This is a genomic window from Waltera acetigignens, from assembly GCF_025567015.1.
GTDB classification, from domain to species: Bacteria; Bacillota; Clostridia; order Lachnospirales; family Lachnospiraceae; genus Acetatifactor; species Acetatifactor acetigignens.
In genome coordinates this window covers 113,288-135,173 of record NZ_JAOQJO010000012.1, presented here as the reverse complement: position 1 = coordinate 135,173, position 21,886 = coordinate 113,288, and the positions used below count along the sequence as shown (strand labels likewise).

Here is a 21,886-nt window from a genome sequence, read left to right as displayed (position 1 = left end):
GCGGGAAAACGAGAACGCAGATATGGGAAAAATTGTATATCTCATGGGGAAAAGTTCCTCGGGGAAAGATACTGTTTTTAAAGAACTGATGAAAGAGGGCACGATGGATCTGAGGACCATCGTGCCTTATACAACACGACCGATCCGTGCAGGAGAAGAGAATGGTGTGGAATATTTTTTTACGGATGAAGCCGGTTTTCAAGCATTAAAGGCACAGGGAAAGGTCATTGAAGACAGGGCATATGATACGGTCTATGGCATCTGGCGGTATTTTACGGTGGATGATGGGCAGATTGATCTGTCAGAACAGAATTATCTCATGATCGGAACCCTGGAAGCCTATGAGAAAATGATTGCTTATTTCGGAACAGAAGCTATTTTGTCGGTCTATATTGAGCTGGATGACGGTGTACGCCTGCAGCGGGCACTGGACAGGGAACTGCGACAGGAGAAGCCGAAGTACGAAGAGATGTGTCGCAGATTTCTGGCGGACAGCGCAGATTTCTCCGAAGAAAAGCTGGCGGCAGCAGGGATCCGGGACAGATTCGAGAATACAGATCTGACAAAATGTCTGAAAGATATTACAAAGTACTTAAAAGAAGCCGGAATATAGCCGAAATACTGATAACAGAGAAGAAAAATGCCGGAATATAGCCGGTAAACAGAGGAAAAGAGGTGGGCGTATGGAAATGAGAGTAAATCAGATACAGCAGCCGGCTCCCGTGGAGCAGGTACAGAACACAGCGCCCACGGACGGCAGCTTCAAATTCATGCTGGCGAGCCATGTGGAGGAAGCAGAACTTCAGGAGCGACTGACGAACCTGATGGCGGAGATCACCACAGAGGGCGAAAAGCTGGCAAAGAAACGGGATGTGAAGGATATGCGACATTACCGTGGGCTGGTCAAGGAATTTCTCAATGAAGTGGTGACCAGATCCCATTCTTTTTCCAGAGAGAACTTCCTGGATCGGAGAGGCCGGCACCGTGTGTATGGCATTATCCGGCTGGTGGATGAGAATCTGGATCAGCTGGCACAGGAACTGATGAAGGATGAAAAAGACAATCTGGCGATCCTGAACAAGATCGGGGAGATCCGGGGACTGTTATTGGATATTTTTACTTGATCCTGCAAAATTTTATTTGCGCTAAAGGCCAGAAGGAAGTACGATAGAAGCAGAGCAGATGATTAACGGTGTACAGACATAGCATAAGATAACAGACAGGGGGAATACCAATGGCAACATTTCATGACATCATAGGTCAGGAACAGATTAAAGAGCATTTACAGAACGCCATTTCGGCGAAGAAGATTTCCCATGCATATATCATCAACGGTGAAAAATCCTCCGGCAAAGAATTTATTGCCAGAGTATTTGCCATGACCCTGCAGTGTGAAAAGGGCGGAACCGAGCCTTGTCAGGAATGCCATTCTTGTAAGCAGGCGCTGTCGGACAACCAGCCGGACATTATCTATGTCAGCCATGAGAAGCCCAATACCATCAGCGTAGATGATATTCGTGCACAGATCAATAATGATATCGCTATCAAACCCTACAGCAGTCCGTATAAGATCTATATTATGAACGAGGCAGAGAAGATGACGCCCCAGGCGCAGAATGCAATCCTGAAAACGCTGGAGGAGCCGCCTGAGTATGCAGTGATCATGCTGTTGACTTCTAACGTGAATTCTCTGCTGCCGACGATCCTCAGCCGTTGTGTGGTACTGAACATGAAGCCGGTAGCCGATGAACTGGTGCGTAATTATCTCATGCATCAGCTGCAGGTGCCGGATTATAAAGCGGAGGTCTGTGTGGCATTTGCCAGAGGTAATATCGGCAAGGCGAAATCCCTGGCGTCCAGTGAGGACTTCGATAATATTAAGAATGAAGCGTTGTCGCTATTGAAATATATTCAGGATATGGATCTGAGTGAGATCACCGCAGCGATCAAAAAGATTACGGAATATAAGCTGCAGATCAATGATTATCTGGATCTGATCGCCATCTGGTACCGGGATGTGCTCCTGTTCAAGGCAACCAGTGATGTGAACCATCTCGTTTTCCGTGAAGAGATCAGTGCCATCCGCCGTGTGGCCCAGCGCAGCAGCTATGAAGGAATCGAGGAAGTCATCGAAGCCCTGGATAAGGCAAAGAGGCGCTTGGATGCTAACGTAAATTTTGACCTGACTATGGAACTTTTGATGCTGGAGATCAAAGAGAACGGATAAGACAGAAAACTGAATGAGTAGAAAGTGAAATCCACACTTCACTTTCTATTTTTTTATATAAAAATGAACCGGTTGGAAGCTCAGGACAATATATAGTAAAAGCATTAACGTACTGCAGACGAAAATACCGGAAAGGAAATTTATATGACAATACAGGAATTAGAGCAGTTCATTGCAACATATGGCACTGATATCTACAGTTTTTGCGTCTACCTGACAGGAAACAGACCGGAGGCGGAAGAATTGTATCAGGACACCTTCCTGAAAACCCTGGAACTGTTGGACAAGATACAAAAAGACGGAAATCCGAAAAGTTATTTACTATCTGTTGCAATTCGGATTTGGAAAAATCGGAACCGGAAAATAAACCGTAGAAACAGCATTGCACCGATGGAAAGTGAGGAACCCATGGAGCCAGCAGCCGGGGGGAACGGGGAACGATCCGAAGTGGAAGATCATCTGTTAAAAAAAGAAGAAATCAGGTATGTACAGACAACGTTGCGGAAATTGCCGGAGAAATATCGGATTCCCTTGTGCCTGTACTACAGGGAAGAACTGACGATAGAGGATATCGCAGGGTGCCTTCGGATTCCACAGGGAACAGTAAAGAGCAGGTTACATAAGGCCAGAGAAAAGATGAAAGAAGAATTGGAGGCGGCAGGTTATGACAGATGAAAGAATGGAAATGTTATTAAAAGAAAGTTTTGTAAATATCAGACCCGGGGCAGAACTGCAGGAAAAATTACTGCAAAGACTGTATGCACAGGAGCAGGTACTTACCGGCAGACAGCAGGGGAACCGGTACAATCTGCGCAGGCGGGTCCTGACAACAGCGTGTGTGCTGGCAGCGTTACTGGTCACCGGCTGTGCGGCCATGGAAATCGTAAAACATTATCGTGCGACGGAAATCACAACCGAATATGCGAATTATGAGGATTTACAACAGGCTGCACAGGATCTGGGAAAAACTTTCAGAACAGTGGAAACCTTTTCCAATGGATTTGACTTTCAGAGTGCTGCCCTGGTGAATACGGAGGCATTGGATGAGAAGGGAGAGAAGCTTTTCGGAGATCAGCTGTTGGAACTTTTTTATCAGAAAGGAACCGATATCGTCACCATTGGAGTGGAAACAGCAGAAGTGGGGGAGAAGATTGCCCACAAAAGTTTTGAAGAGTTGATGAAGGATGTCATGGCAGACGAACAAAATTCGGTGACAGAGCTGAAAACGGTGGACGGTATTCGAGTGTATTATGAAGGCTATGCGAGAAAATATGTTCCGGACGGCTACCAGTTGACCCCGTATGACCAAACCAGCATTGCGGCCGGAAAATATGAAATTGTCTACGGCGCAGAAAACCAGTATATGAAATGTATCAGTCGGGTCATGCTGGAGATGGACGGCCTTGTCTATTGCATTAACTACCGCGGTGTCTATCCGAACTGGGATAAGTACGGGGCGGAAGGACTTGGGCAGATGGCAGCGGAGATCATCAGAGCCGGAGGGGAAAATTAAAATGAAAGTATGAGGTGTCGGAGCAGGCTTCACCGATGGAATTTCTACGGTGGTGGCGGGCAGAAAGGAGAAGCAGATATGAAAGCACTTGTGATACCGGATGTTCATTTAAAACCGTATATGTTCAAGGAAGCGGCTGAATGGATGAGAAAAGGTGTGGCGGATCGGGCAGTATGCCTGATGGACATCCCGGATGACTGGAACAGGGAATATGACATTGAATTGTATGCGCAGACTTTTGACGCGGCGATCTCTTTTGCAAAGGAATTCCCCGACACTCTGTGGTGTTACGGGAATCATGATCTATGCTATCTGTGGAATGAGCGGGAATCGGGATACAGTCGGGCGGCAGCCTATACGGTCAGAAATAAACTGGAGGAACTTAAGGAGGCATTGCCGGCCGGGAATCAGATTCGGTACATACAGAGGATCGATGATGTATTGTTCTGCCATGGCGGCATCTTACAGGCATTTGTAGAGGAAAATGTGAAAAATACAGACTCTGTGGACCAAACCATCGCAGAGATAAATACCATGGGACCGGAGCAGCTATGGTGCAGTGCCAGCCCCATCTGGTACCGCCCGCAGTATCATCAGGAGACAATGTATGAAGAAGACAGCCTTTTACAGGTTGTTGGACATACACCGGTGGAGAAAATATACAGAAGCACCAATGTGATCTCCTGCGATGTATTTTCCACCTATCGTGACGGACACCCCATCGGAACACAGAAATATCCAGTGATCGACACCGTGGAAAAAATTTTATGGAAAGAAGTATAAGCAGGCCAGATGATGAAAAGACCTTGACATTTCCGCTATTCCGGTATTATCATATCAAAGTAAAGGCAATGAACGTGCACAGTAAGATTCTTTTTTCCTGACAGAGAGGGAAGTTCACCGGCTGAAAAGCTTCCTGAGGTTCAAGCAGAATCGAAATTCCCACGCGAGCCGCATACCGGAAGAATGGAAGATTTGGTAGGGTATGACGTTTCCTCACTCGTTACGTGAGTTAAGAGTCTTATCGTGAATGTAAAGATAGCTTCAAGAAGTTTTCATTTTTCACATAAGGAATTTGGGTGGTACCGCGGATATAAAATTCGTCCCAATGGGGTGAATTTGTATGCGCGGTTTTTTGTAACTATTCAGAGCCAATGGCGAAGCAGCCTCAATGAGCAGAGAACAGGTAAGCCTGTTCTCCAAGTAAGCATCGCAGATGCGATTTTGCGAAGGAGGCTCTGAATAGTTACAATATGAAAATGCAATACACACCCAGGCACAAGTAAAAACACGTGTGCAACAAGGCACAGTGTGCAGAATAGCACACAGAAATGAGGAGTAAGATGGCAGATTTAAACGAATTGAATGAAAAAGTCGAACAGATCAAAGCCGACATCCGGGAACAACTGGAAAAGATTGAGAATACCAAGGGTGTCTACGAGTACAAGAAGACCATTCTGGACAAGAACGGTATTATTGGCGGTCTGATGAAGCAGATGGGTTCCGTACCCAAGGAAGAGAAAGCGGACTTCGGTAAGAAAGTCAATGAACTGAAGAACTGGGCCAGCGAGCATTTTGACGAGCTGAATACGAAGTTAAAAGAAAAAGAGATGGAGCTGCGCTACGAGAGTGAGAAGATCGATATCTCCATGCCGGCAAAGAGCCGTAAGACCGGTAATCTGCATCCTGTAACTCAGGTGCGTAACCAGTTAATCGACATTTTCGCATCCATGGGCTTCAGCGTATATGAAGGTACTGAGATCGAGACCGATTATTACAACTTCACCGCACTGAATACCCCGCAGGATCACCCCGCAAGAGACATGCAGGATACCTTCTACCTGTCTCCGGAATTTCTGCTTAGAACCCAGACCTCTGCAGGTCAGGTACACGTTATGGAGAGCCAGAAGCCTCCCATCAAGATTCTGAGCCCCGGTAAAGTATTCCGTTCCGATGATGATGCGACCCATTCTCCCATGTTTACCCAGATGGAAGGTCTCGTAGTAGACAAGACCATCACTCTGTGCGACCTGAAGGGTATGCTGGAAGTACTGGTACAGAAAATCTTCGGTGAAGGTACCACCACAAGACTGCGTCCTTCTTACTTCCCGTTCACCGAGCCTTCCGTAGAGGTGGATGTCAGCTGCTTCGCCTGCGGAGGCTGTGGCTGTCGTCTGTGCAAGGGTACCGGCTGGATCGAAGTACTGGGTGCCGGTATCGTGAATAAGAAGGTACTGGAGAACTGTGGCATTGATTCCGAGGAGTACAGTGGACTGGCATTCGGTATCGGTATTGAGCGTCTGGCAATGTTAAAGTACGGTATTAACAATATCAAACTGTTATATCAATCTGATATGAGAGTACTGGATCAGATCAATGATGACTAAGATCACGGAAATATGATTTTAGAACAGTAGCAATGCAAGGAATAGTACGAGAGGACGTCGTAAAAGACGACGCCGAAGGAGGTAAAAGATATGTTAGTACCACTTAGTTGGTTAAAAGAATATGTAGATATTGATGTAGAAGCCAAGGAACTGGAGGAAAAGTTATTTTCCTGCGGATTTGAGGTAGAGGAATCCTATGAAGTAGGCAAGGATATCAGTGGTGTGGTCGTAGGTCTGGTAGAAGAGTGTGAGCCGATTCCTGAGACCCACTTACATGTATGTAAGGTAAATGTAGGAGGCGCAGAGCCCCTGCAGATCTGCTGTGGTGCAGATAACGTACACGCAGGCGGCAAATACCCTGTAGCACTGGAAGGTGCCCAGGTATATGCTACCGCAAAAGATCATGTGACCATCGAAGGTACCATGAAGATCAAAAAAGGCAAGCTTCGTGGCTATGAGTCCTGCGGTATGCTGTGTTCCGGTACCGAGCTGGGACTGAACGAGGATCTGTATCCCGGCGCTGGCTACAACGGATTGCTGGTACTGCCGGAGGATGCTGAGGTCGGTGCGGACGTAAAGCCCCTGTTACAGTTGGATGACTGGATCTTCGACATTGCCATTACCGCCAACAGACCGGACTGCGAGAGCATCTTCGGTATTGCCAGAGAAGTAGCGGCTATCCTGAATAAGCCTGTGAAGACTCCGGCACTGGATTATACTGAGAGCGGCATTACCAAGGACGGATTTACCGTAACTGTGGATGCTCCGGATCTGTGCCCCAGATATATCGCACACTACGTATCCGATGTAAAGATCGGTGAATCCCCCGCATGGATGAAGAGACGTCTGGCACTGGTGGGCATCGGTTCTATCTCCAATGTTGTAGATATCACGAACTACATCTTAAAAGAGCTGGGGCAGCCTATGCACGCATTTGATTCTTCTTACATTGAAGGCAATGCCATTCATGTAAGACGTGCCCATGACAAGGAAAAGATCATGACCCTGGATGAAAAAGAGTTTGAATTAAACGAAAATAACCTCGTTATCTGCGATGGCGTAAAGCCCGTAGCTTTAGCCGGTATCATGGGTGGTTTGAACTCCGAGATCCGCGACACCACAGAGGCTGTCATCTTCGAGTCCGCAAAATTTGCAAGAGACAATATCCGCAAGAGCTCCAGAGCACTGGGACAGTCTTCCGATTCCTCCCAGAGATATGCCAAGGGTGTGGATGAGTATGCTACCGTTATGGCCAGCAAGAGAGCACTGCATTTGATCGAGGAGCTGGGCTGCGGTAAAGTATCCTCTACTCACGTAGAAGTCAGCACCGGCAACTCCATCGAGCCTGCCGAGATGAAGGCAAGCATCAAGAAAGTAAATGGTGTACTGGGTATTGAAGTACCTACCGCTGATATTGAGAGAATCTTAAAATCCCTGAACTTCCAGCCCGTAATTAACGGTGACGAACTGACCATTCAGGTACCCGCATATCGTGAAGATATGGAATCCTATCCCGATATTGCAGAGGAAGTGATCCGTATGTACGGTTACGACCACGTAACACCGACCTTCCTCGCGGCAGCAGCTGTAACCAGCGGCGGCATGAATACCAAACAGAAGACCGAGCTTAAGATCAAGAGAGCACTGTGTGCACAGGGCGCATTTGAGGGTGTACATTATTCCTTCTTCTCTCCTTCCGATCTGAATCTGTTAGGCCTGCCTGAGGATGCACCGGAGAGAAAGGCCATCCGTCTGATCAACCCGATCAACGAGGATCTGTCTCTGATGCGTACCACTCTGGCTCCCCAGATGATCCATGCCATTGCCCGTAACCAGAAGAACGGTTGTCTGGAAGACAGAGTATATGAGATCGGCAATAAATTCATCCCTAAGGATCTGCCTCTGACCGAGTATCCCGATGAGAGAGAGACCATCTGCATCGGTATCTGGGGCAAGGAAGAGAGCTTCTTCACCCTGAAAGGTCTGGTAGGCATCGTAGCAGAGACTCTGTTTATTGATTTTGAATATGTGGAGGACAAAAAGACCTTCCTGCATCCTTATCGTACCGCAAAGATCCTGTACAACGGCGAAGAGATCGGCTACTTAGGGCAGCTGACCTACGAGATCCAGAAGGAAGAAGACATGCGTGAGTCCGCATACATCGCAGAGATCGACCTGAAAGCCCTGCGTCCCGTATACGGCAAGGTTCCTACCTTCGCACCGATCTCCAGGTTCGCCAAGGAGACCAGAGACCTGGCACTGGTAATGAGCAAGTCCGTTACCTGTGGCGAGGTAGAGAAGGCCATCGCGGAAGCCAGCAGCTTCGTGGAGTCCGTAGAACTCTTCGATGTCTATGAGGGATTACAGGTGGGACCCGAGAAGAAGTCCATGGCCTTCACCGTAACCTTTGCCCCGAAGGAGGAAGAATTCACCACAGAGGCAGTCGACGGCTACGTGAAGAAGATCTTGAAGAATCTGAACAACAAGCTGGGCGTGGAACTCAGATCCTAAAGCGGTAAGCGATAGAAGAAATAGAGTAGTCATTTTCGAAAAGATATGATAAAATAGCAGTTGCAGGCGCATTTCGCGCAGGCAGCTGCTATTTTGCGATGGGGTGCTGAATAGCTACGTTATTTTAATTTATTAGAAGATGCCAACGGCATCAGTGAGGTAGATAGATATGACAAAAGTAATTGGTGTAAGATTTCGTACAGCGGGCAAGGTATATTTCTTCGATCCGTTGCAGCTTGAGATAAAGAGAGGCGACCACGTGATCGTGGAGACCGCCAGAGGTATTGAGTTCGGCACGGTCGTTGCGGGAGTGCATGAAGTGGAGGATGACAAGGTGATCCAGCCGCTGAAGCCTGTGATGCGGATCGCCGGAGAGAGAGATATCGAGCAGGAGGCTGCCAACAAAGAAAAAGAAAAGGAAGCCTTCAAGATCTGTAAGGAGAAGATTTTAAAGCATGGTCTGGAAATGAAGCTGATCGATGCGGAGTATACTTTTGATAATAACAAGGTGCTGTTCTATTTTACGGCGGATGGACGTATCGACTTCCGCGAACTGGTAAAGGATCTGGCAAGTGTGTTCAAGACCCGTATCGAGCTGCGTCAGATTGGTGTCCGTGATGAGACAAAGATCCGCGGTGGTATCGGCATCTGTGGAAGGCCTCTGTGCTGCCACAGCTATCTGTCGGATTTCGTACCGGTATCCATCAAGATGGCGAAGGAGCAGAATCTGTCCCTGAATCCGACGAAGATCTCCGGAGTCTGCGGCAGACTGATGTGCTGTCTGAAAAATGAGGAAGACACTTACGAGGAACTGAACCGCAAGCTTCCCGGTGTGGGCGACTATGTCCAGACGGCGGACGGACTGCATGGAGAAGTACAGAGCGTCAACGTACTGCGTCAGCTGGTCAAGGTACTGGTAGAAGCCGGTGACGAGAAGGAACTGAAGGAGTACGAGGCAGACACGTTACAATTCAAGAGACGCCGCGGCAAAAAGGGCGGTCAGGAACTGTCTAAGGAAGAACAGAAGGAACTCGAGAAGTTAGAGGAGATCGAGGAGAAGGAAGAAGCGGAAGAACGCGCAGAAAAACGTGCGGAGCAGCGTCAGGACCGCAGAGAGCAGAGAACTGACGGAGAGAATCGTGGTGACAACCGTGGAGAAAACCGCAGACGCGACGGACGCAGGGACGACAACCGCAGAAATAATAACCGCGGGGAAAATAACCGTAACGGCGAGAATCAGAACCGCAATGACAACCGTGGTGGTGACAATGGCAACAAAAGTGAGAACCGCAGGGATAATAATCGAGGTGACAGACGCCGCGAGAACCGTCCGGATCAGGTAAGGGAGAACGGCAATGAGCAGTCCCGTTCAGGCAGTCAGATACAACAGGAAGGCGGTAACAGTCAGGAAGGCGAGCGCAGATCCCAGCGGGACAATTCTTCCCGCAGAAGACCGAGACACGGCGGCAGAAGAGACGGGAATAACGGTAATAATGGTAACGGAAGAAAACCGGAGAATACGAATGAAGGTTGAACTGAAGGAAAAAGAGCGGATCGATGACCTTCAGCGGAACGGTTATCAGATCATACAGAATCCGGAGAAATTTTGTTTCGGTATGGATGCGGTGCTTCTGACAGGATTTGCCCATGCCAGAGAAAAGGATACGATGCTTGACCTTGGCACAGGCACCGGGATCATCCCGCTTCTGATGGAGGCAAAATACCACTGTTCTCATCTCACCGGACTGGAAATCCAGGAGGAGAGCGCAGATATGGCGAGACGCAGCGTGGCACTGAATGACCTGCAGGATCGCATTGACATCGTGACAGGAGACATCAAGGAAGCAGACCAGATTTTCCCGGCTGCTTCCTTTGACTGTATTACCTGCAATCCTCCGTATATGATCGGACAGCATGGATTGACGAACCCGGAGGAACCAAAAGCAATCGCCAGACACGAAGTGCTCTGCACGCTGGAGGATGTGGTCAGCAGGACAGCAAAACTGTTAAAGCCCGGCGGACATTTTTACATGGTACATCGCCCTTTTCGGCTGGCGGAGATCATGACCATGCTGGTAAAATACAAACTGGAGCCGAAACGGATGCAGCTGGTATATCCCTACATCGACAAGGAGCCCAATATGGTGCTCATCGAGGCGGTGCGAGGCGGCAAACCCCGCATGACGGTGGAGAAGCCGCTGATCGTATACCAGGCGCCGGGAGTATATATGCCGGAAATATATGATATATATGGATATTAAAAAGGGAAAGTGATTTGGAAAGGAGGCAGGAGCTCATGCCCGGAACTTTATATTTGTGTGCGACGCCTATCGGAAATCTGGGTGATATGACACCGCGGGTGGTGGAGACCCTGCAGACGGTGGATGTGATCGCGGCGGAGGATACCCGTAACAGTATCAAGCTGCTGAATCATTTCGACATCCACACACCTATGACCAGTTACCACGAGTACAATAAAGTAGAAAAAGCGCACCAGCTGGTAGGACAGCTGCTGAATGGACAGAATATTGCACTGGTCACTGATGCCGGTACCCCGGCGATCTCCGATCCCGGTGAAGTACTGGTGCGGATGTGCCAGGAGCAGAGCGTTCCCGTCACTTCTCTGCCGGGTCCGGCAGCATGCATTACGGCGCTGACTTTGTCGGGACTCAGTACGAGAAGGTTTTGCTTTGAAGGATTTCTGCCTGCAGATAAAAAGGAAAAGAAAATGATCCTGGAGGAACTGAAGACCGAGAGCCGTACCATGATCCTCTATGAAGCTCCTCATCATCTGATCCGGACACTGGAGGAACTGTATGCGGCACTGGGGGAGCGGCGGATCACGTTGTGCCGTGAACTGACCAAGAAGTTCGAGACCGTATTCCCCACCACTTTGGAAAAGGCGTTGGATTACTACAAGACAGAGGAGCCCCGCGGGGAATATGTCCTGGTAGTGGAAGGGAAAAGTCCGGAAGAGAAACGACAGGAAGAGATCGCATCCTGGGAATCCATGAGCATTGAAGAACATATGGCTTATTACGAAGAGCAGGGCATGGATAATAAATCCGCCATGAAGCAGGTGGCAAAAGACAGGGGTGTCGGAAAACGGGAAATCTATCAGTACTTGCATGGCAACTTATGAAACAGTGAAAATACCATAATGAAACCGAAGCAAAACAGACAAAAGCATATGAGGATAATGTAGGATACATCCATGAAAGGCATATGCGGAGAGAGGGAAAATGACTAATTGTGACGCTTGTGTCAATTATGAATATGACGAAGACTATGAATGCTATTGCTGCATGGTGAATCTGGATGAAGATGAAATGTACCGCTTTTTATCCGGAACCCAGCAGGAATGTCCCTACTTTCGACTGGATGACGAATATGCGGTGGTAAGACACCAGATGTAAGGTAAAAATTCACGAAAGCAAGGTCAAAAAGTCTACTTAAATGGTAGAGAATGCTGATTGTGAAAGTAAAAACCGAGTAGTATAATACGAAGTTGCGTACTGAAAAATAGTACGCAGCTTCTTTTGTTTGTGTGCAATATAATGATGATGCCAGGGTCAAAAGGTCTAAGCCCACATGAGCTTGCTCATAGGTGGGTGAAAGACCTTAGGACCCGCCCTGATATGAGCATCAAAGTCGGGGGCTTTTGACCCCGACATCAAAGAAATGAAATACTAAAGTTAACAGGTAGGGTGACAATATCATGAAATATGTGAAGCAATTTTCGATTATCCTGGGAATCTCCTTTTTGGCAGAGCTTCTGGAGATCCTGATCCCGTTTCCCATCGCAGCCAGCGTTTATGGTCTGGTGATCATGCTGGTGGGGCTGATCACGAAGCTGATCCCACTGGAAAAGGTGGAGACCGCAGCGGATTTCCTCGTGGATGCCATGTCCATTATGTTCGTACCCGCTACCGTGGGAATCATGGCAAGTGTGGATGCTTTAAAAGAGATGCTGCTTCCCATCTGCGTGATCACGGTGGTATCCACGGTACTGATCATGATTGTGACAGGTCGGGTATCCCAGCATATTATCCGGGGGCAGAAAAACAAAGGTGCCGCAGCCATGCAGACGGTCGGAACCAAAGCTGCCGCAGATGATAAGGAGGACAGATAAATGAATGAAATATTGAGTCAGTCCATATTTTTCGGCATTGCTATTACACTGGTCACCTACGAGATCGGTCTGTGGATCAAGCAAAAGACCGGAAAAGCCATTGCCAATCCCTTACTGATCTCCGTAATCCTGATCGTGGCAGTATTGTTATTGTTCCATATAGATTATGAGACCTATGCAAACGGTGCGCAATATATCAGTATTTTCCTGACTCCGGCAACGGTCAGCCTGGCAGTGCCTCTGTATCGTCAGCTGGAGCTGTTAAAGACTTATCCCAAGGCCATTTTCAGCGGAATCATCGCCGGCGTGCTGACTGCCATGGTGAGCGTTTTTGCTTTAAGCATGATGTTCGGTCTGAATCATGAGCAGTATGTAACGCTTCTGCCGAAGTCCATTACCACGGCTATCGGTATGGGGATTTCTGAAAAAATGGGTGGGATCGTGACCATTACCGTAGTTGTCATCATTGTCACCGGAATCTTAGGTAATATTCTGGCAGATACGATTTGCCGCCTGTGTAAGATCGAGGATCCTATTGCCAAAGGTCTTGCCATCGGTACCAGTGCTCATGCGCTGGGAACTGCAAAAGCCATGGAACTGGGTGAGATCGAAGGCGCCATGAGCAGTCTGTCCATCGTGGTCTGTGGTATTTTGACCGTGATTTCGGTATCTATATTTGCCAATTTTATTTAATGATACCAGGGTAAAAGGTCTAAAGCCGCATGAGCTTGCTCATGGCTGGTTGAAAGACCTTGGGATCCGTCCCCAATATGAGCATAAAAGAGGGATGATAATCCCACGATATGCGAATAGTGGGGAGAATTGTGGAAGTGCATAGCACGGAACAATTCGTAGGTATCATATTTATTGAATATAAAAAAATATCCTGCGCATACTAACCTCGCAAATAAGAAAAAGGAGGTTAACAGCATGAGTGATATTTCAGAATTAGATCTGCAGAATCTGCGCCATCTGATCGGCGGTTTTGACACGACCCACTGCAAAATGCAGGAGTACGCCAAGGAAGCGGAGGACCCGAAGGTAAAACAGTTTTTTGAAAAGGGTGCTCGCAGCGCGATGGAGAACAAACAGCAGCTTATGAAGTTTTTGCAGTAAGGAGGCAGCAGAATGCAGGAAAAGACAATGGTAGCAGATACTCTGGCCGGAATCAACGGCGAGCTGACCCGTTATGCGGGAATGATCGCCCAGTCGGAGAATAAGGAGTTAAAACAGACACTGAAGCAGTTCCGTACGGCCTGTGAGCAGTCCCAGGAGGAACTGTACCAGATCGCCAGAGAGAAGTCTTATTATGTGCCGGCGGAGAAAGCCACCGCAGAAGAAGTGGCACATGTGAGAAGCCTGTTCACACAGGGAACTCTGTAGATCCGAAGGTAATAAATATAACTTATAAATGTAGTTTAGAGTAAACCTCCCGGAGAATTTATTCCCGGGAGGTTTATTTTAGTGCACTTGATAAGAAGCGTTGAATCTGGCAGGGAGCACTGCCCGCAAGGCTCATTTTGCATGTGACATCCCGTCGGGAGCAACGTGCAAAGGTGACCTGTGCCGCATAGGACATACCGCTGCCTGCATATAGTGAAACGAAGGAATAGCAGGCGGTTTATGAGATGCTTAACTATATCTGGGCAGGAATGATCCTGTTAGGCGTGATCTATGGTGTCTGTACCGGGCAGATGAGCGCACTGACGGGAGGCGCGTTAGACAGTGCCAGAGAGGCCGTGAGCCTCTGCATCACCATGGCGGGGGTCATGGCATTGTGGATGGGACTGATGGAGATCGCGCAGGAGTCTGGAATGATCGCGAAAATGACAAAAGGGATTCGCCCCTTTCTGAAATTCATGTTCCCCAGGCTCCCGGAGGATCACCCGGCAGGGGAATACATAACCACGAATCTCATTGCCAATGTCCTGGGGCTTGGCTGGGCCTGCACGCCGGCTGGATTAAAGGCCATGGAGCAGCTGGCGGAGCTGGAGAAACAGAGGGCAGAACAGCGACGGATAGAGCAGCAGAGGATGCAGCCTGTGAACAGGCAGTTACGACCAGTGGCAGGGCAGGGGACGGAGAAGGGACGACAGGGATCGGAGGATCGGCGGTATGGAGCAGAGGCCACGGCAGCCAGCAACGAAATGTGCACCTTCCTGATTCTGAATATTTCATCCTTACAGCTGATCCCGGTCAATATGATCGCCTATCGTAGCCAGTACGGCAGCGCCAATCCGGCGGTGATCATTGCTCCGGCGCTGGTGGCCACACTGTTCAGTACGATCATTGCCATCATTTACTGTAAATGGAAGGACAGGTGAGGATCATGATGAACGCATTGACACACATGTCAGATATTATGATTCCCATGGTGATTTTCTGGATCGTGGGTTATGGGATGGTCTCGGGGGTGAAGGTCTATGAGACTTTTTTGAAAGGGGCCAAAGAGGGCCTGCGCATCGTTGTGGAGATCCTTCCGACACTGGTAGGATTGATGATGGCAGTGGGGATTCTCAGGACCTCCGGCTTTTTTGACCTGCTGGGGCATCTGATCGGACCTGCCACACAGGCGGTGGGACTTCCGGCACAGCTGATACCGCTCCTTATTGTGAAAATGTTCTCTTCCTCTGCGGCAACCGGGCTGGTACTGGATATTTTTAAGACCTGTGGGCCGGATTCTTATGCCGGGATGCTGACTTCGATCCTCATGAGCTGTACCGAGACTATTTTTTACACCATGAGCGTGTATTTTCTGGCAGCAAAAGTAACAAAAACCCGCTACACGCTGCCGGGGGCATTGCTGGCAACGTTAGCGGGAACAGTGGCAAGTATTTTCCTTGCGGGAAAAATGTGATGATAATCCCACGATAGGCGAATATTGGGTAGAATTGTGAGAGTGCGCAGCACGGAACAATTCGTGGGCATCATATAACTAAATCAACTGCAAGCTTCGCAAAATAAACAAGAACACCGTCAGGGTAACGGAACTTAAAAACGTGGTGGCAACGACCACGCTGGAAGTCAAAGTTCCTTCGTGGTTCATGTTTTTTGCCATGATATAGCAGCTGACAGTGGTGGGAGAGCCCAGCATAATGAGGATCGCTACCAGCTTTTCTCCGGTGAAACCGAAATGCACGGCCAATGGCAGGAATAGAGCAGGCCATACCACCAGTTTTAACACGGTGGCTACTCCGGTGGGAGCCAGCAGCTTCAGAGCTTTCCGGCCTTCAAATCCGGCACCCAGACCGATCAGGGCCAGAGGGGTAGCCAGTACGGCAATATTGCTGATGGTCTTGGAAATGATCACGGGATAACTGATCCGGCAGGCGCTGGACAGCATGCCCAGGGCGATACTGATAATGATCGGATTCGTGATGATCCCTTTTAGGGATTTCAGCAGGGATTCCTTATCGAAGCCCTTTGCATCCGGTCCGGTGAAGGACAGGATCAGCACGGCAGCGATATTGTACAGGGGAACCGTACCCACGATCATCAAGGGAGCCATGCCGGAGTTCCCGTAGATGTTCTGTATAAAGGCGATACCCAGGACAGCGGCACTGCTTCGATAGCTTGCCTGGACAAGCTCTCCCAGACGAGATTTGTTCTTATAAAAAATGCCTGCCACGACCCAGGTGATGACGATGCAGAACAGGGTCACGAAGAAGCAGAACAGCACGTAATCGGTATCCCATACACTGTAAAAATCTGCAGTGGACATGTCCTTGAACAAAAGTACGGGCAGGGTGATTTTATAATTGAATGAATTCAGGGTTTTGACAAAAGAGTCGTTGGTAACATGCAGCTGCTGTAAAACATAACCGATCACCATGACCAGGAATACGGGGATCGTTGCATTGAGACTGAATAATAGTTGTTCCATGGGAATTTGTATGCCTTTCTGCTATCGGAAGCGGAATATAGGAAGCGAAAAGCCCCTCTCCTTTTGCAAGTATAGAAAAGGAGAGGGGCTTTGTCAAGTTACGGGCTTGTGATGTTTTATTTTACAGCGTTGATTTTGTAGATAAATTTCACACTGCTGTCCATACCGTTATTGTCTCCGGTGAAGGAGTTGTAATTTTCGGATACGGAAGAGGTAGCTTTCATACGATCGATCACTTCCTGAAGTTCATCGGTATCCATATCAGTCAGTTTGCTGATGGCTTCGTCATTGTATTCGATCATGCCGTCCTTTAATTCTTTGGAACCATCCTTCAGCTGACTGATACCATCGATCAGCTTATCGCTTCCATCGGAAAGCTCGTTTACGCCGTTAGCCAGTTTGCCGCTGCCGGAGGCCAGATCTCTGGCACCTTCTACTAAAGTATCAGCACCATCATACAGCTCTTTACTTCCGTCAGCCAGTTTGTCAGCGCCATCCTTTAACTGGGAAGCACCGGCAACGACCTGGGCGGAACCGTCAGCCAGTTTGGAAGCACCGGCACTTGCGGATGCTACACCGGCGGTGTAAGTCTGGAGACCGGTGTAGAACTGATTATAGCCATCCAGAGAAGCTTTCAAGGCAGCAATGCTGCCGGCAGCTTGTGAAAGACTTGTGGCTTTATCCTGAATGGTTTTCAAATTTGCCTGAAGTGCGGCATCACCTGAGGATACGCTCTGGGATGCCTGAATCATACCCTGATATTTTTCAATCGTCAGTCCGGCCTGCTGTAGGACATATCCCAGAGCAACGTCAGCATCCGAGAGAGGCTCCATTTGCTGATACAGAGCATTTAATATGGTCGCATAATTAGATACTGTCAATTCTTCCGGAAGCGTGAGACCGGCAGCCGTTAACTGGGAAGCTGCAGTTTTCAACAAAGTATCGAATACCTGGCCGGCAGCGCCGTTCAAAGTATCATTCTGTGCAGTCAGCTGACCGAGACCATTCTTCAGATCATTAGTACCGGACTGCAGGCTCTGTGTACCTGCTAACAGGGTCTTGGTGCCCTCCTGCAGTGTACCGATGCCGTTCCGCAGAGAACCGACACCGCCTCTTAAAGTGACAGTACCGTCAGCTACTTTGTAAGCGCCATCCCGGAGGTCGTTGGAACCATCGGACAGTTCTTTTACACCATCCTGCAAGTCACCGGATTTGTCATAAAGCTCTGTGACACCATCATAAAGATCGGAAGTCCCGTCCAACAGTTTGTTGGTAGCATCCTCCAGATCATCCATTGCCTCTGTCAGGTCATCGAGATCATCCACATTACTGAAATCCAGACGGGAGAAGACGGAATTGGTGGCGATGCAGTAGGATTCATTCATGGTGAAATCCGTTGCATCGGCCTCAATCTCCAGATAATCGTCGAAATCCTCTTCCATATCCAGGTTCGTACCCAGTCCGGGGAAGACGATACCGGTGACAACGCTGTGGCTGCCGTCGTTGATGACCTTACCTGAGGACACCTTAATATTGCTGAAATTGTCATTATCCAGGATCATACCGGTCATTACCGCAAAAGGAACATAAATCTTTTCCTCTTTTCCGGCAATCTCACGGGTCTCATATAATTCGTTCGTGTAATCATAGCGGATCACTACATGACCGCTCTGGCTGTTCAGATCTGATGGGGAGATCTCCTTGCCGTCCAACGTATAAGTAACTTTCAGGGAAATGGGAGCATCCTTATCGGGATTGCTCTGGGTGTAGGAATCTTTTTCTCCCTGATTCTTCAGCCAGTCGCTGACGTAGATCTTCTGCTGGGTTCCGTCTGCATTCAGGATCACATAGACGGTCTCATTAATGGAGGCTGCGGAGGTATCTTCGGATTTCCAGATGTCATCTACGGCATCCCGGATCTGCTCCTTGACCTCGGTCTCTTTCTTTTCGGAAGTTTTTGCATATACGGAGACACCGGTAACACTTAAGGCTACCACACCGGCGAGGCACAGAGCCCCGGTTCTCCAGGCTTGTTTTTTCAAATTGATCATAATCTTATGCCGTCCTTTCTTTCAATGTATTGGAGGGTTCTGCATTCTTGTTCCGGAAGCCGATGCTGGTGACACAGATCACCTTGTCGAACAGCATGAACATGGCCGGCAGGAACAGGATAACAGCAAACATACTTACAATAGCGCCTCTTGCCATCAGATCACAGAGGGAACTGATAATGTCCACGTCGGAATACAGGGCAACACCGAAGGTGGCGGAGAACAGTCCCATGGCGCTGACGATAATGGAAGGAATGGATACCTTCAGGGCGTTGGTGACAGCTTCACGTTTGTCCCTGCCTTCGTAGCGTTCCTGCTTGTATCTTGTGGTCATCAGAATAGCGTAGTCCACAGTAGCACCCAGCTGAATCGTACTGATGCAGATCGGGGCAATGAAAGGAAGTGACGTTCCTGTCAGGTGAGCAAGGCCCAGATTGATGAAGATGGACAACTCGATAACAGCTACCAGGATCAGCGGCAGGGTAATACTTTTTTCTACCAGAGCAATGATCACGAAGATCGCTACGATAGAGACGGTATTTACAACTTTGAAGTCCTCGTCGGTGGTCTCGATCAGATCCTTGGTACAGGGAGCTTCACCGATCAGCATGCCCTTGGAATCGTATTTTTTCAAAATAGTATTCAGCTCATTGATCTGGGCATTTACCTCATCGGTAGCGGTCTTATATTCGGAGTTCACCAGAAGGAGTTCCCAGTCATCACTCTTTAATACTTCTTTTACGGATTCCGGAAGCATTTCCTCTGGTACCAGAGGGCCGACTACGGATTCCAGACCCAGAGCATATTTGATACCCTCGACGTTTTCCATCTCGTGGATCATGGCACGTACGTCAGTGTCAGATACATCGGTGCTTACCAGTACCATATGGGTGGCACCTACACCGAAGTCTTCCTGCAATTTGCTGTTGGCTACCACGTAGGCCATATCTTCGGGAAGGGTTTCACCGAGATCGTAATACACTTCATTGTTGGTTGCCTTATAAGACAGATAAGAAGGAAGTACCAGCCCCAGGAACAGGATCAGGAATACCGGGAATACTTTGGTGATACCTGAAGCAACTTTTCCCATATCCGGCAGCAGGGATTTGTGACTGGTCTTCTGTAATAACTTATCCAGTACCAGGATCATGGAAGGAAGCGTTGTGACACAACCGATGACACCCAGGATGACACCCTTGGCCATGAAAATACCAAGATCCAGACCTAAGGTATAGCTCATAAAGCACAGAGCGATAAATCCGGCTACCGTGGTGATGGAACTTCCGACCACGGAGGTCAGAGTGTTGTTGATGGCTACAGCCATGGCTTCCTTGTTATCCTCATACATACTCTTCTGTTCTTCGTAGCTGTGCCAGAGGAAAATAGAGTAGTCCATGGTTACAGCCAGCTGCAGGACAGCGGACAGTGCTTTGGTCAGGTAAGAGATCTCTCCGAGGAAATAGTTGGTACCCATATTTAAGAGGATTGCCATACCGATACTCATCAGGAAAACAAACGGTGTGATCCAGTTGTCCATGAAGATCATCATGGCTACGCAGGCCAGTGCAACGGCAATACCTACATAAATCGGTTCCTCTTTTTCGCACAGATCCTTCAGGTCGGTGACCATGGCGGACATACCGGAGACAAAACACTGCTTGCCGGCAATGCTGCGGATCGCTGTGATCGCCTCCATAGTATCGTCGGAGGAGGTGGAGGTATCGAAGAAGATCGCTAGCATGGTGCTGTCACCGGAATTGAAAGCGTCATATAGTTTGGAAGGAAGTATTTCCATGGGAACGGAAACATCTGCGAAATCGTCATACCAAAGAACGGTGTCCACATGATCTACATGGGAAATATCTTCCCGGAGGGAGGAGACATCCTTGGGATCCATTCCCTCGATAATAACGAAGGAAAAGGCTCCTTTTCCAAATTCATCCATCAGAATATCCTGACCCACTACCGTGTCAATATCACCGGGCAGGTAAGTCAGCATATCGTAATTGATCCGCGTCATGATCATACCGATCAGGGAAGGGACCAGTAGTGCAACTGCCAGTATCAGAATAGGAATACGGCATTTTACGACCCATTTACCAAATTTCATAAAACAGGGCTCCTTTCGTTGTCGATTCTTTCTCAATTGGTATTGTATGCAAGGAATCCAGTCTTGAAAACGGACAAAAAAAGGCAATGCACAAAAATTGCGCATTGCTCTTAAATAATCCAAAATATGTGCAAACATGGACAAATGTCCAAATTAACGGGACACACGGGTCAGGGCTGCTTCGATATTTCCGTGGAAAATCTCGCCGACACGCCGGATCAGTCCCTCCGGATCTTTCTTCATTCCGGTGTTCAGCCAGTCTAAAATCATGCCAACCAGGGCAAATTTGTAAAAATCTACCACCATTTTCTGATCTTCGGGAAATACTTTTTTATGAGCCGCATGTTCCACCTGTTCCGTGATCCTGGATACATACAGTCGCATGACCTCTCCGGCGATACTGTAAAGGTAGCGCTCCACCCGTTCTCTGCTGACGGAATTGTAAATATGGTAGACCAGACGCTTATTCTCCAGAGCGAACCGGGCAGCGGAGATAAAGCCGTCCTCCCAGGAGTCCATATCCAGATGCTGTGACAGTACCCGCTCCACATCTGCATTCAGAATGTGTTCCAACAGAGCGGTGATATCCTGAAAATGATAGTAAAAAGTGTTGCGGCTGATGCCGCAGTCATCCACGATGTCTTTTATAGTGATCTTATCCAGCGGCCGTTCATTCAGCAGCCGGATAAAGGATTCTTCGATAGCCTTGCTTGTAAACTGTGTCATGGGTTCCTCCAACCTGATGATCCGTACACTTTATCCTATCACAAAAACGTTAATTTGTCATTAAAAGCAGGTCTTCCAGTGAGGAAAAATCAGAAGTTCCCTGTTCCAGATAAAAGGTGTGGAATCTAAGGTCGGAGTAAGCATCTTTCCAGTGACTTCTGGCGGTGTCCTGCAGTTGCAGAATTTCCAGATAACCGATGTAATATTTCGGATAATTACAGGGCTCTTCTGCGATATAAGTGTAGATTGCTTCGCAGGTCCCGGGAGAATCAATACCGAATTTCCCAAGAACCTCTGCCACCTGATCGTATCCGGCACCCTCTCCGTGGATCAGGAGATCCAACAG

The 21,886-nt window shown here is 48.4% G+C and carries 22 protein-coding genes, 1 pseudogene and 1 other annotated feature; of the genes and pseudogenes, 18 read left to right on the top strand and 5 right to left on the bottom strand.

Features of this window, described 5'->3' with window-relative positions:
• The first annotated feature begins 22 nt into the window (after positions 1 to 22).
• The 18 genes and pseudogenes from OCV96_RS12280 to OCV96_RS12190 all read left to right on the top strand — a co-directional run bounded on the left by OCV96_RS12280 (position 23) and on the right by OCV96_RS12190 (position 15,627).
• Positions 23 to 613 carry a nucleoside/nucleotide kinase family protein gene (locus tag OCV96_RS12280; RefSeq protein WP_262594658.1) on the top strand — a complete coding sequence of 197 codons (591 nt, stop codon included), beginning with the start codon at positions 23 to 25 and terminating at the stop codon, positions 611 to 613.
• 70 nt (positions 614 to 683) lie between these two features.
• The gene (locus OCV96_RS12275) at positions 684 to 1,124 is read left to right on the top strand and encodes a YaaR family protein (RefSeq protein WP_117466062.1); all 441 of its coding nucleotides are present in this window, start codon (positions 684 to 686) and stop codon (positions 1,122 to 1,124) included.
• Between the two features lie 110 nt (positions 1,125 to 1,234).
• Positions 1,235 to 2,227 carry a DNA polymerase III subunit gene (locus tag OCV96_RS12270; protein ID WP_117466061.1) on the top strand — a complete coding sequence of 331 codons (993 nt, stop codon included), beginning with the start codon at positions 1,235 to 1,237 and terminating at the stop codon, positions 2,225 to 2,227.
• Between the two features lie 144 nt (positions 2,228 to 2,371).
• On the top strand, positions 2,372 to 2,902 hold the full coding sequence (locus OCV96_RS12265) for an RNA polymerase sigma factor (protein ID WP_227733790.1): 531 nt from the start codon (positions 2,372 to 2,374) through the stop codon (positions 2,900 to 2,902).
• The gene (locus OCV96_RS12260) at positions 2,892 to 3,740 is read left to right on the top strand and encodes a hypothetical protein (protein ID WP_262594657.1); all 849 of its coding nucleotides are present in this window, start codon (positions 2,892 to 2,894) and stop codon (positions 3,738 to 3,740) included. The genes OCV96_RS12265 and OCV96_RS12260 overlap by 11 nt, the downstream gene beginning before the upstream one ends.
• A gap of 78 nt (positions 3,741 to 3,818) precedes the next feature.
• Positions 3,819 to 4,523, top strand: coding sequence for a metallophosphoesterase (locus OCV96_RS12255; protein ID WP_262594656.1), 705 nt, complete (start codon positions 3,819 to 3,821; stop codon positions 4,521 to 4,523).
• A 59-nt stretch (positions 4,524 to 4,582) separates the two neighbouring features.
• Positions 4,583 to 4,851 (top strand) — a binding site (T-box leader).
• Between the two features lie 232 nt (positions 4,852 to 5,083).
• On the top strand, positions 5,084 to 6,127 hold the full coding sequence (locus OCV96_RS12250; RefSeq protein ID WP_022152876.1) for a phenylalanine--tRNA ligase subunit alpha: 1,044 nt from the start codon (positions 5,084 to 5,086) through the stop codon (positions 6,125 to 6,127).
• Between the two features lie 90 nt (positions 6,128 to 6,217).
• Positions 6,218 to 8,638 carry a phenylalanine--tRNA ligase subunit beta gene (gene pheT, locus OCV96_RS12245; RefSeq protein ID WP_262594655.1) on the top strand — a complete coding sequence of 807 codons (2,421 nt, stop codon included), beginning with the start codon at positions 6,218 to 6,220 and terminating at the stop codon, positions 8,636 to 8,638.
• A 169-nt stretch (positions 8,639 to 8,807) separates the two neighbouring features.
• Positions 8,808 to 9,713, top strand: a pseudogene (locus OCV96_RS12240) (PSP1 domain-containing protein); the annotation flags it as partial.
• Positions 9,714 to 10,161: 448 nt separating this feature from the next.
• Positions 10,162 to 10,899, top strand: a complete 738-nt coding sequence (locus tag OCV96_RS12235; protein ID WP_262594654.1) for a tRNA1(Val) (adenine(37)-N6)-methyltransferase — start codon at positions 10,162 to 10,164, stop codon at positions 10,897 to 10,899.
• Between the two features lie 35 nt (positions 10,900 to 10,934).
• Positions 10,935 to 11,780 carry a 16S rRNA (cytidine(1402)-2'-O)-methyltransferase gene (gene rsmI, locus OCV96_RS12230; RefSeq protein WP_262594653.1) on the top strand — a complete coding sequence of 282 codons (846 nt, stop codon included), beginning with the start codon at positions 10,935 to 10,937 and terminating at the stop codon, positions 11,778 to 11,780.
• A gap of 100 nt (positions 11,781 to 11,880) precedes the next feature.
• On the top strand, positions 11,881 to 12,054 hold the full coding sequence (locus OCV96_RS12225; protein ID WP_022312743.1) for a DUF6472 family protein: 174 nt from the start codon (positions 11,881 to 11,883) through the stop codon (positions 12,052 to 12,054).
• Positions 12,055 to 12,356: 302 nt separating this feature from the next.
• A complete protein-coding gene (locus OCV96_RS12220) occupies positions 12,357 to 12,770 on the top strand; it encodes a CidA/LrgA family protein (RefSeq protein WP_022312742.1) in 414 nt (137 codons plus the stop codon).
• Entirely contained in the window at positions 12,771 to 13,463 is a 693-nt protein-coding gene (locus tag OCV96_RS12215; RefSeq protein WP_262594652.1) for an LrgB family protein, read from the top strand. It abuts the gene before it with no gap.
• A 237-nt stretch (positions 13,464 to 13,700) separates the two neighbouring features.
• On the top strand, positions 13,701 to 13,886 hold the full coding sequence (locus tag OCV96_RS12205) for a hypothetical protein (protein WP_022312740.1): 186 nt from the start codon (positions 13,701 to 13,703) through the stop codon (positions 13,884 to 13,886).
• A gap of 12 nt (positions 13,887 to 13,898) precedes the next feature.
• Positions 13,899 to 14,153, top strand: coding sequence for a spore coat protein (locus OCV96_RS12200; RefSeq protein ID WP_022152866.1), 255 nt, complete (start codon positions 13,899 to 13,901; stop codon positions 14,151 to 14,153).
• Positions 14,154 to 14,398: 245 nt separating this feature from the next.
• Positions 14,399 to 15,094 (top strand): hypothetical protein, encoded by a 696-nt coding sequence (locus OCV96_RS12195; protein ID WP_022312739.1) that lies wholly within the window; start codon positions 14,399 to 14,401, stop codon positions 15,092 to 15,094.
• Positions 15,095 to 15,102: 8 nt separating this feature from the next.
• Positions 15,103 to 15,627 carry a spore maturation protein gene (locus OCV96_RS12190; RefSeq protein ID WP_022312738.1) on the top strand — a complete coding sequence of 175 codons (525 nt, stop codon included), beginning with the start codon at positions 15,103 to 15,105 and terminating at the stop codon, positions 15,625 to 15,627.
• A gap of 78 nt (positions 15,628 to 15,705) precedes the next feature.
• Here OCV96_RS12190 and OCV96_RS12185 read toward each other — a convergent pair whose 3' ends face one another.
• The 5 genes from OCV96_RS12185 to OCV96_RS12165 all read right to left on the bottom strand — a co-directional run.
• Positions 15,706 to 16,653: an AEC family transporter gene (locus tag OCV96_RS12185; RefSeq protein WP_262594651.1), complete on the bottom strand. Its 948-nt coding sequence runs from the start codon at positions 16,651 to 16,653 to the stop codon at positions 15,706 to 15,708.
• Positions 16,654 to 16,769: 116 nt separating this feature from the next.
• Positions 16,770 to 18,704: a hypothetical protein gene (locus OCV96_RS12180; protein WP_262594650.1), complete on the bottom strand. Its 1,935-nt coding sequence runs from the start codon at positions 18,702 to 18,704 to the stop codon at positions 16,770 to 16,772.
• A 4-nt stretch (positions 18,705 to 18,708) separates the two neighbouring features.
• Positions 18,709 to 20,814 (bottom strand): efflux RND transporter permease subunit, encoded by a 2,106-nt coding sequence (locus tag OCV96_RS12175; RefSeq protein ID WP_262594649.1) that lies wholly within the window; start codon positions 20,812 to 20,814, stop codon positions 18,709 to 18,711.
• A 153-nt stretch (positions 20,815 to 20,967) separates the two neighbouring features.
• Positions 20,968 to 21,540 (bottom strand): TetR/AcrR family transcriptional regulator, encoded by a 573-nt coding sequence (locus OCV96_RS12170; protein ID WP_118538595.1) that lies wholly within the window; start codon positions 21,538 to 21,540, stop codon positions 20,968 to 20,970.
• 49 nt (positions 21,541 to 21,589) lie between these two features.
• A partial coding sequence (locus tag OCV96_RS12165; protein ID WP_262594648.1) for a DUF885 domain-containing protein occupies positions 21,590 to 21,886 on the bottom strand: 297 nt, incomplete at its 5' end.

What these genes read in the sequence shown, in the direction of transcription:
- OCV96_RS12175 (WP_262594649.1), bottom strand. Translation starts at nt 20,814, where the DNA reads ATGAAATTTGGTAAATGGGTCGTAAAATGCCGTATTCCTATTCTGATA.
- OCV96_RS12280 (WP_262594658.1), top strand. Translation starts at nt 23, where the DNA reads ATGGGAAAAATTGTATATCTCATGGGGAAAAGTTCCTCGGGGAAAGAT.
- OCV96_RS12205 (WP_022312740.1), top strand. Translation starts at nt 13,701, where the DNA reads ATGAGTGATATTTCAGAATTAGATCTGCAGAATCTGCGCCATCTGATC.
- OCV96_RS12225 (WP_022312743.1), top strand. Translation starts at nt 11,881, where the DNA reads ATGACTAATTGTGACGCTTGTGTCAATTATGAATATGACGAAGACTAT.
- OCV96_RS12185 (WP_262594651.1), bottom strand. Translation starts at nt 16,653, where the DNA reads ATGGAACAACTATTATTCAGTCTCAATGCAACGATCCCCGTATTCCTG.
- OCV96_RS12260 (WP_262594657.1), top strand. Translation starts at nt 2,892, where the DNA reads ATGACAGATGAAAGAATGGAAATGTTATTAAAAGAAAGTTTTGTAAAT.
- pheT (WP_262594655.1), top strand. Translation starts at nt 6,218, where the DNA reads ATGTTAGTACCACTTAGTTGGTTAAAAGAATATGTAGATATTGATGTA.
- OCV96_RS12275 (WP_117466062.1), top strand. Translation starts at nt 684, where the DNA reads ATGGAAATGAGAGTAAATCAGATACAGCAGCCGGCTCCCGTGGAGCAG.
- OCV96_RS12200 (WP_022152866.1), top strand. Translation starts at nt 13,899, where the DNA reads ATGCAGGAAAAGACAATGGTAGCAGATACTCTGGCCGGAATCAACGGC.
- rsmI (WP_262594653.1), top strand. Translation starts at nt 10,935, where the DNA reads ATGCCCGGAACTTTATATTTGTGTGCGACGCCTATCGGAAATCTGGGT.
- OCV96_RS12265 (WP_227733790.1), top strand. Translation starts at nt 2,372, where the DNA reads ATGACAATACAGGAATTAGAGCAGTTCATTGCAACATATGGCACTGAT.
- OCV96_RS12190 (WP_022312738.1), top strand. Translation starts at nt 15,103, where the DNA reads ATGAACGCATTGACACACATGTCAGATATTATGATTCCCATGGTGATT.
- OCV96_RS12220 (WP_022312742.1), top strand. Translation starts at nt 12,357, where the DNA reads ATGAAATATGTGAAGCAATTTTCGATTATCCTGGGAATCTCCTTTTTG.
- OCV96_RS12170 (WP_118538595.1), bottom strand. Translation starts at nt 21,540, where the DNA reads ATGACACAGTTTACAAGCAAGGCTATCGAAGAATCCTTTATCCGGCTG.
- OCV96_RS12270 (WP_117466061.1), top strand. Translation starts at nt 1,235, where the DNA reads ATGGCAACATTTCATGACATCATAGGTCAGGAACAGATTAAAGAGCAT.
- OCV96_RS12250 (WP_022152876.1), top strand. Translation starts at nt 5,084, where the DNA reads ATGGCAGATTTAAACGAATTGAATGAAAAAGTCGAACAGATCAAAGCC.
- OCV96_RS12255 (WP_262594656.1), top strand. Translation starts at nt 3,819, where the DNA reads ATGAAAGCACTTGTGATACCGGATGTTCATTTAAAACCGTATATGTTC.
- OCV96_RS12215 (WP_262594652.1), top strand. Translation starts at nt 12,771, where the DNA reads ATGAATGAAATATTGAGTCAGTCCATATTTTTCGGCATTGCTATTACA.
- OCV96_RS12195 (WP_022312739.1), top strand. Translation starts at nt 14,399, where the DNA reads ATGCTTAACTATATCTGGGCAGGAATGATCCTGTTAGGCGTGATCTAT.
- OCV96_RS12235 (WP_262594654.1), top strand. Translation starts at nt 10,162, where the DNA reads ATGAAGGTTGAACTGAAGGAAAAAGAGCGGATCGATGACCTTCAGCGG.
- OCV96_RS12180 (WP_262594650.1), bottom strand. Translation starts at nt 18,704, where the DNA reads ATGATCAATTTGAAAAAACAAGCCTGGAGAACCGGGGCTCTGTGCCTC.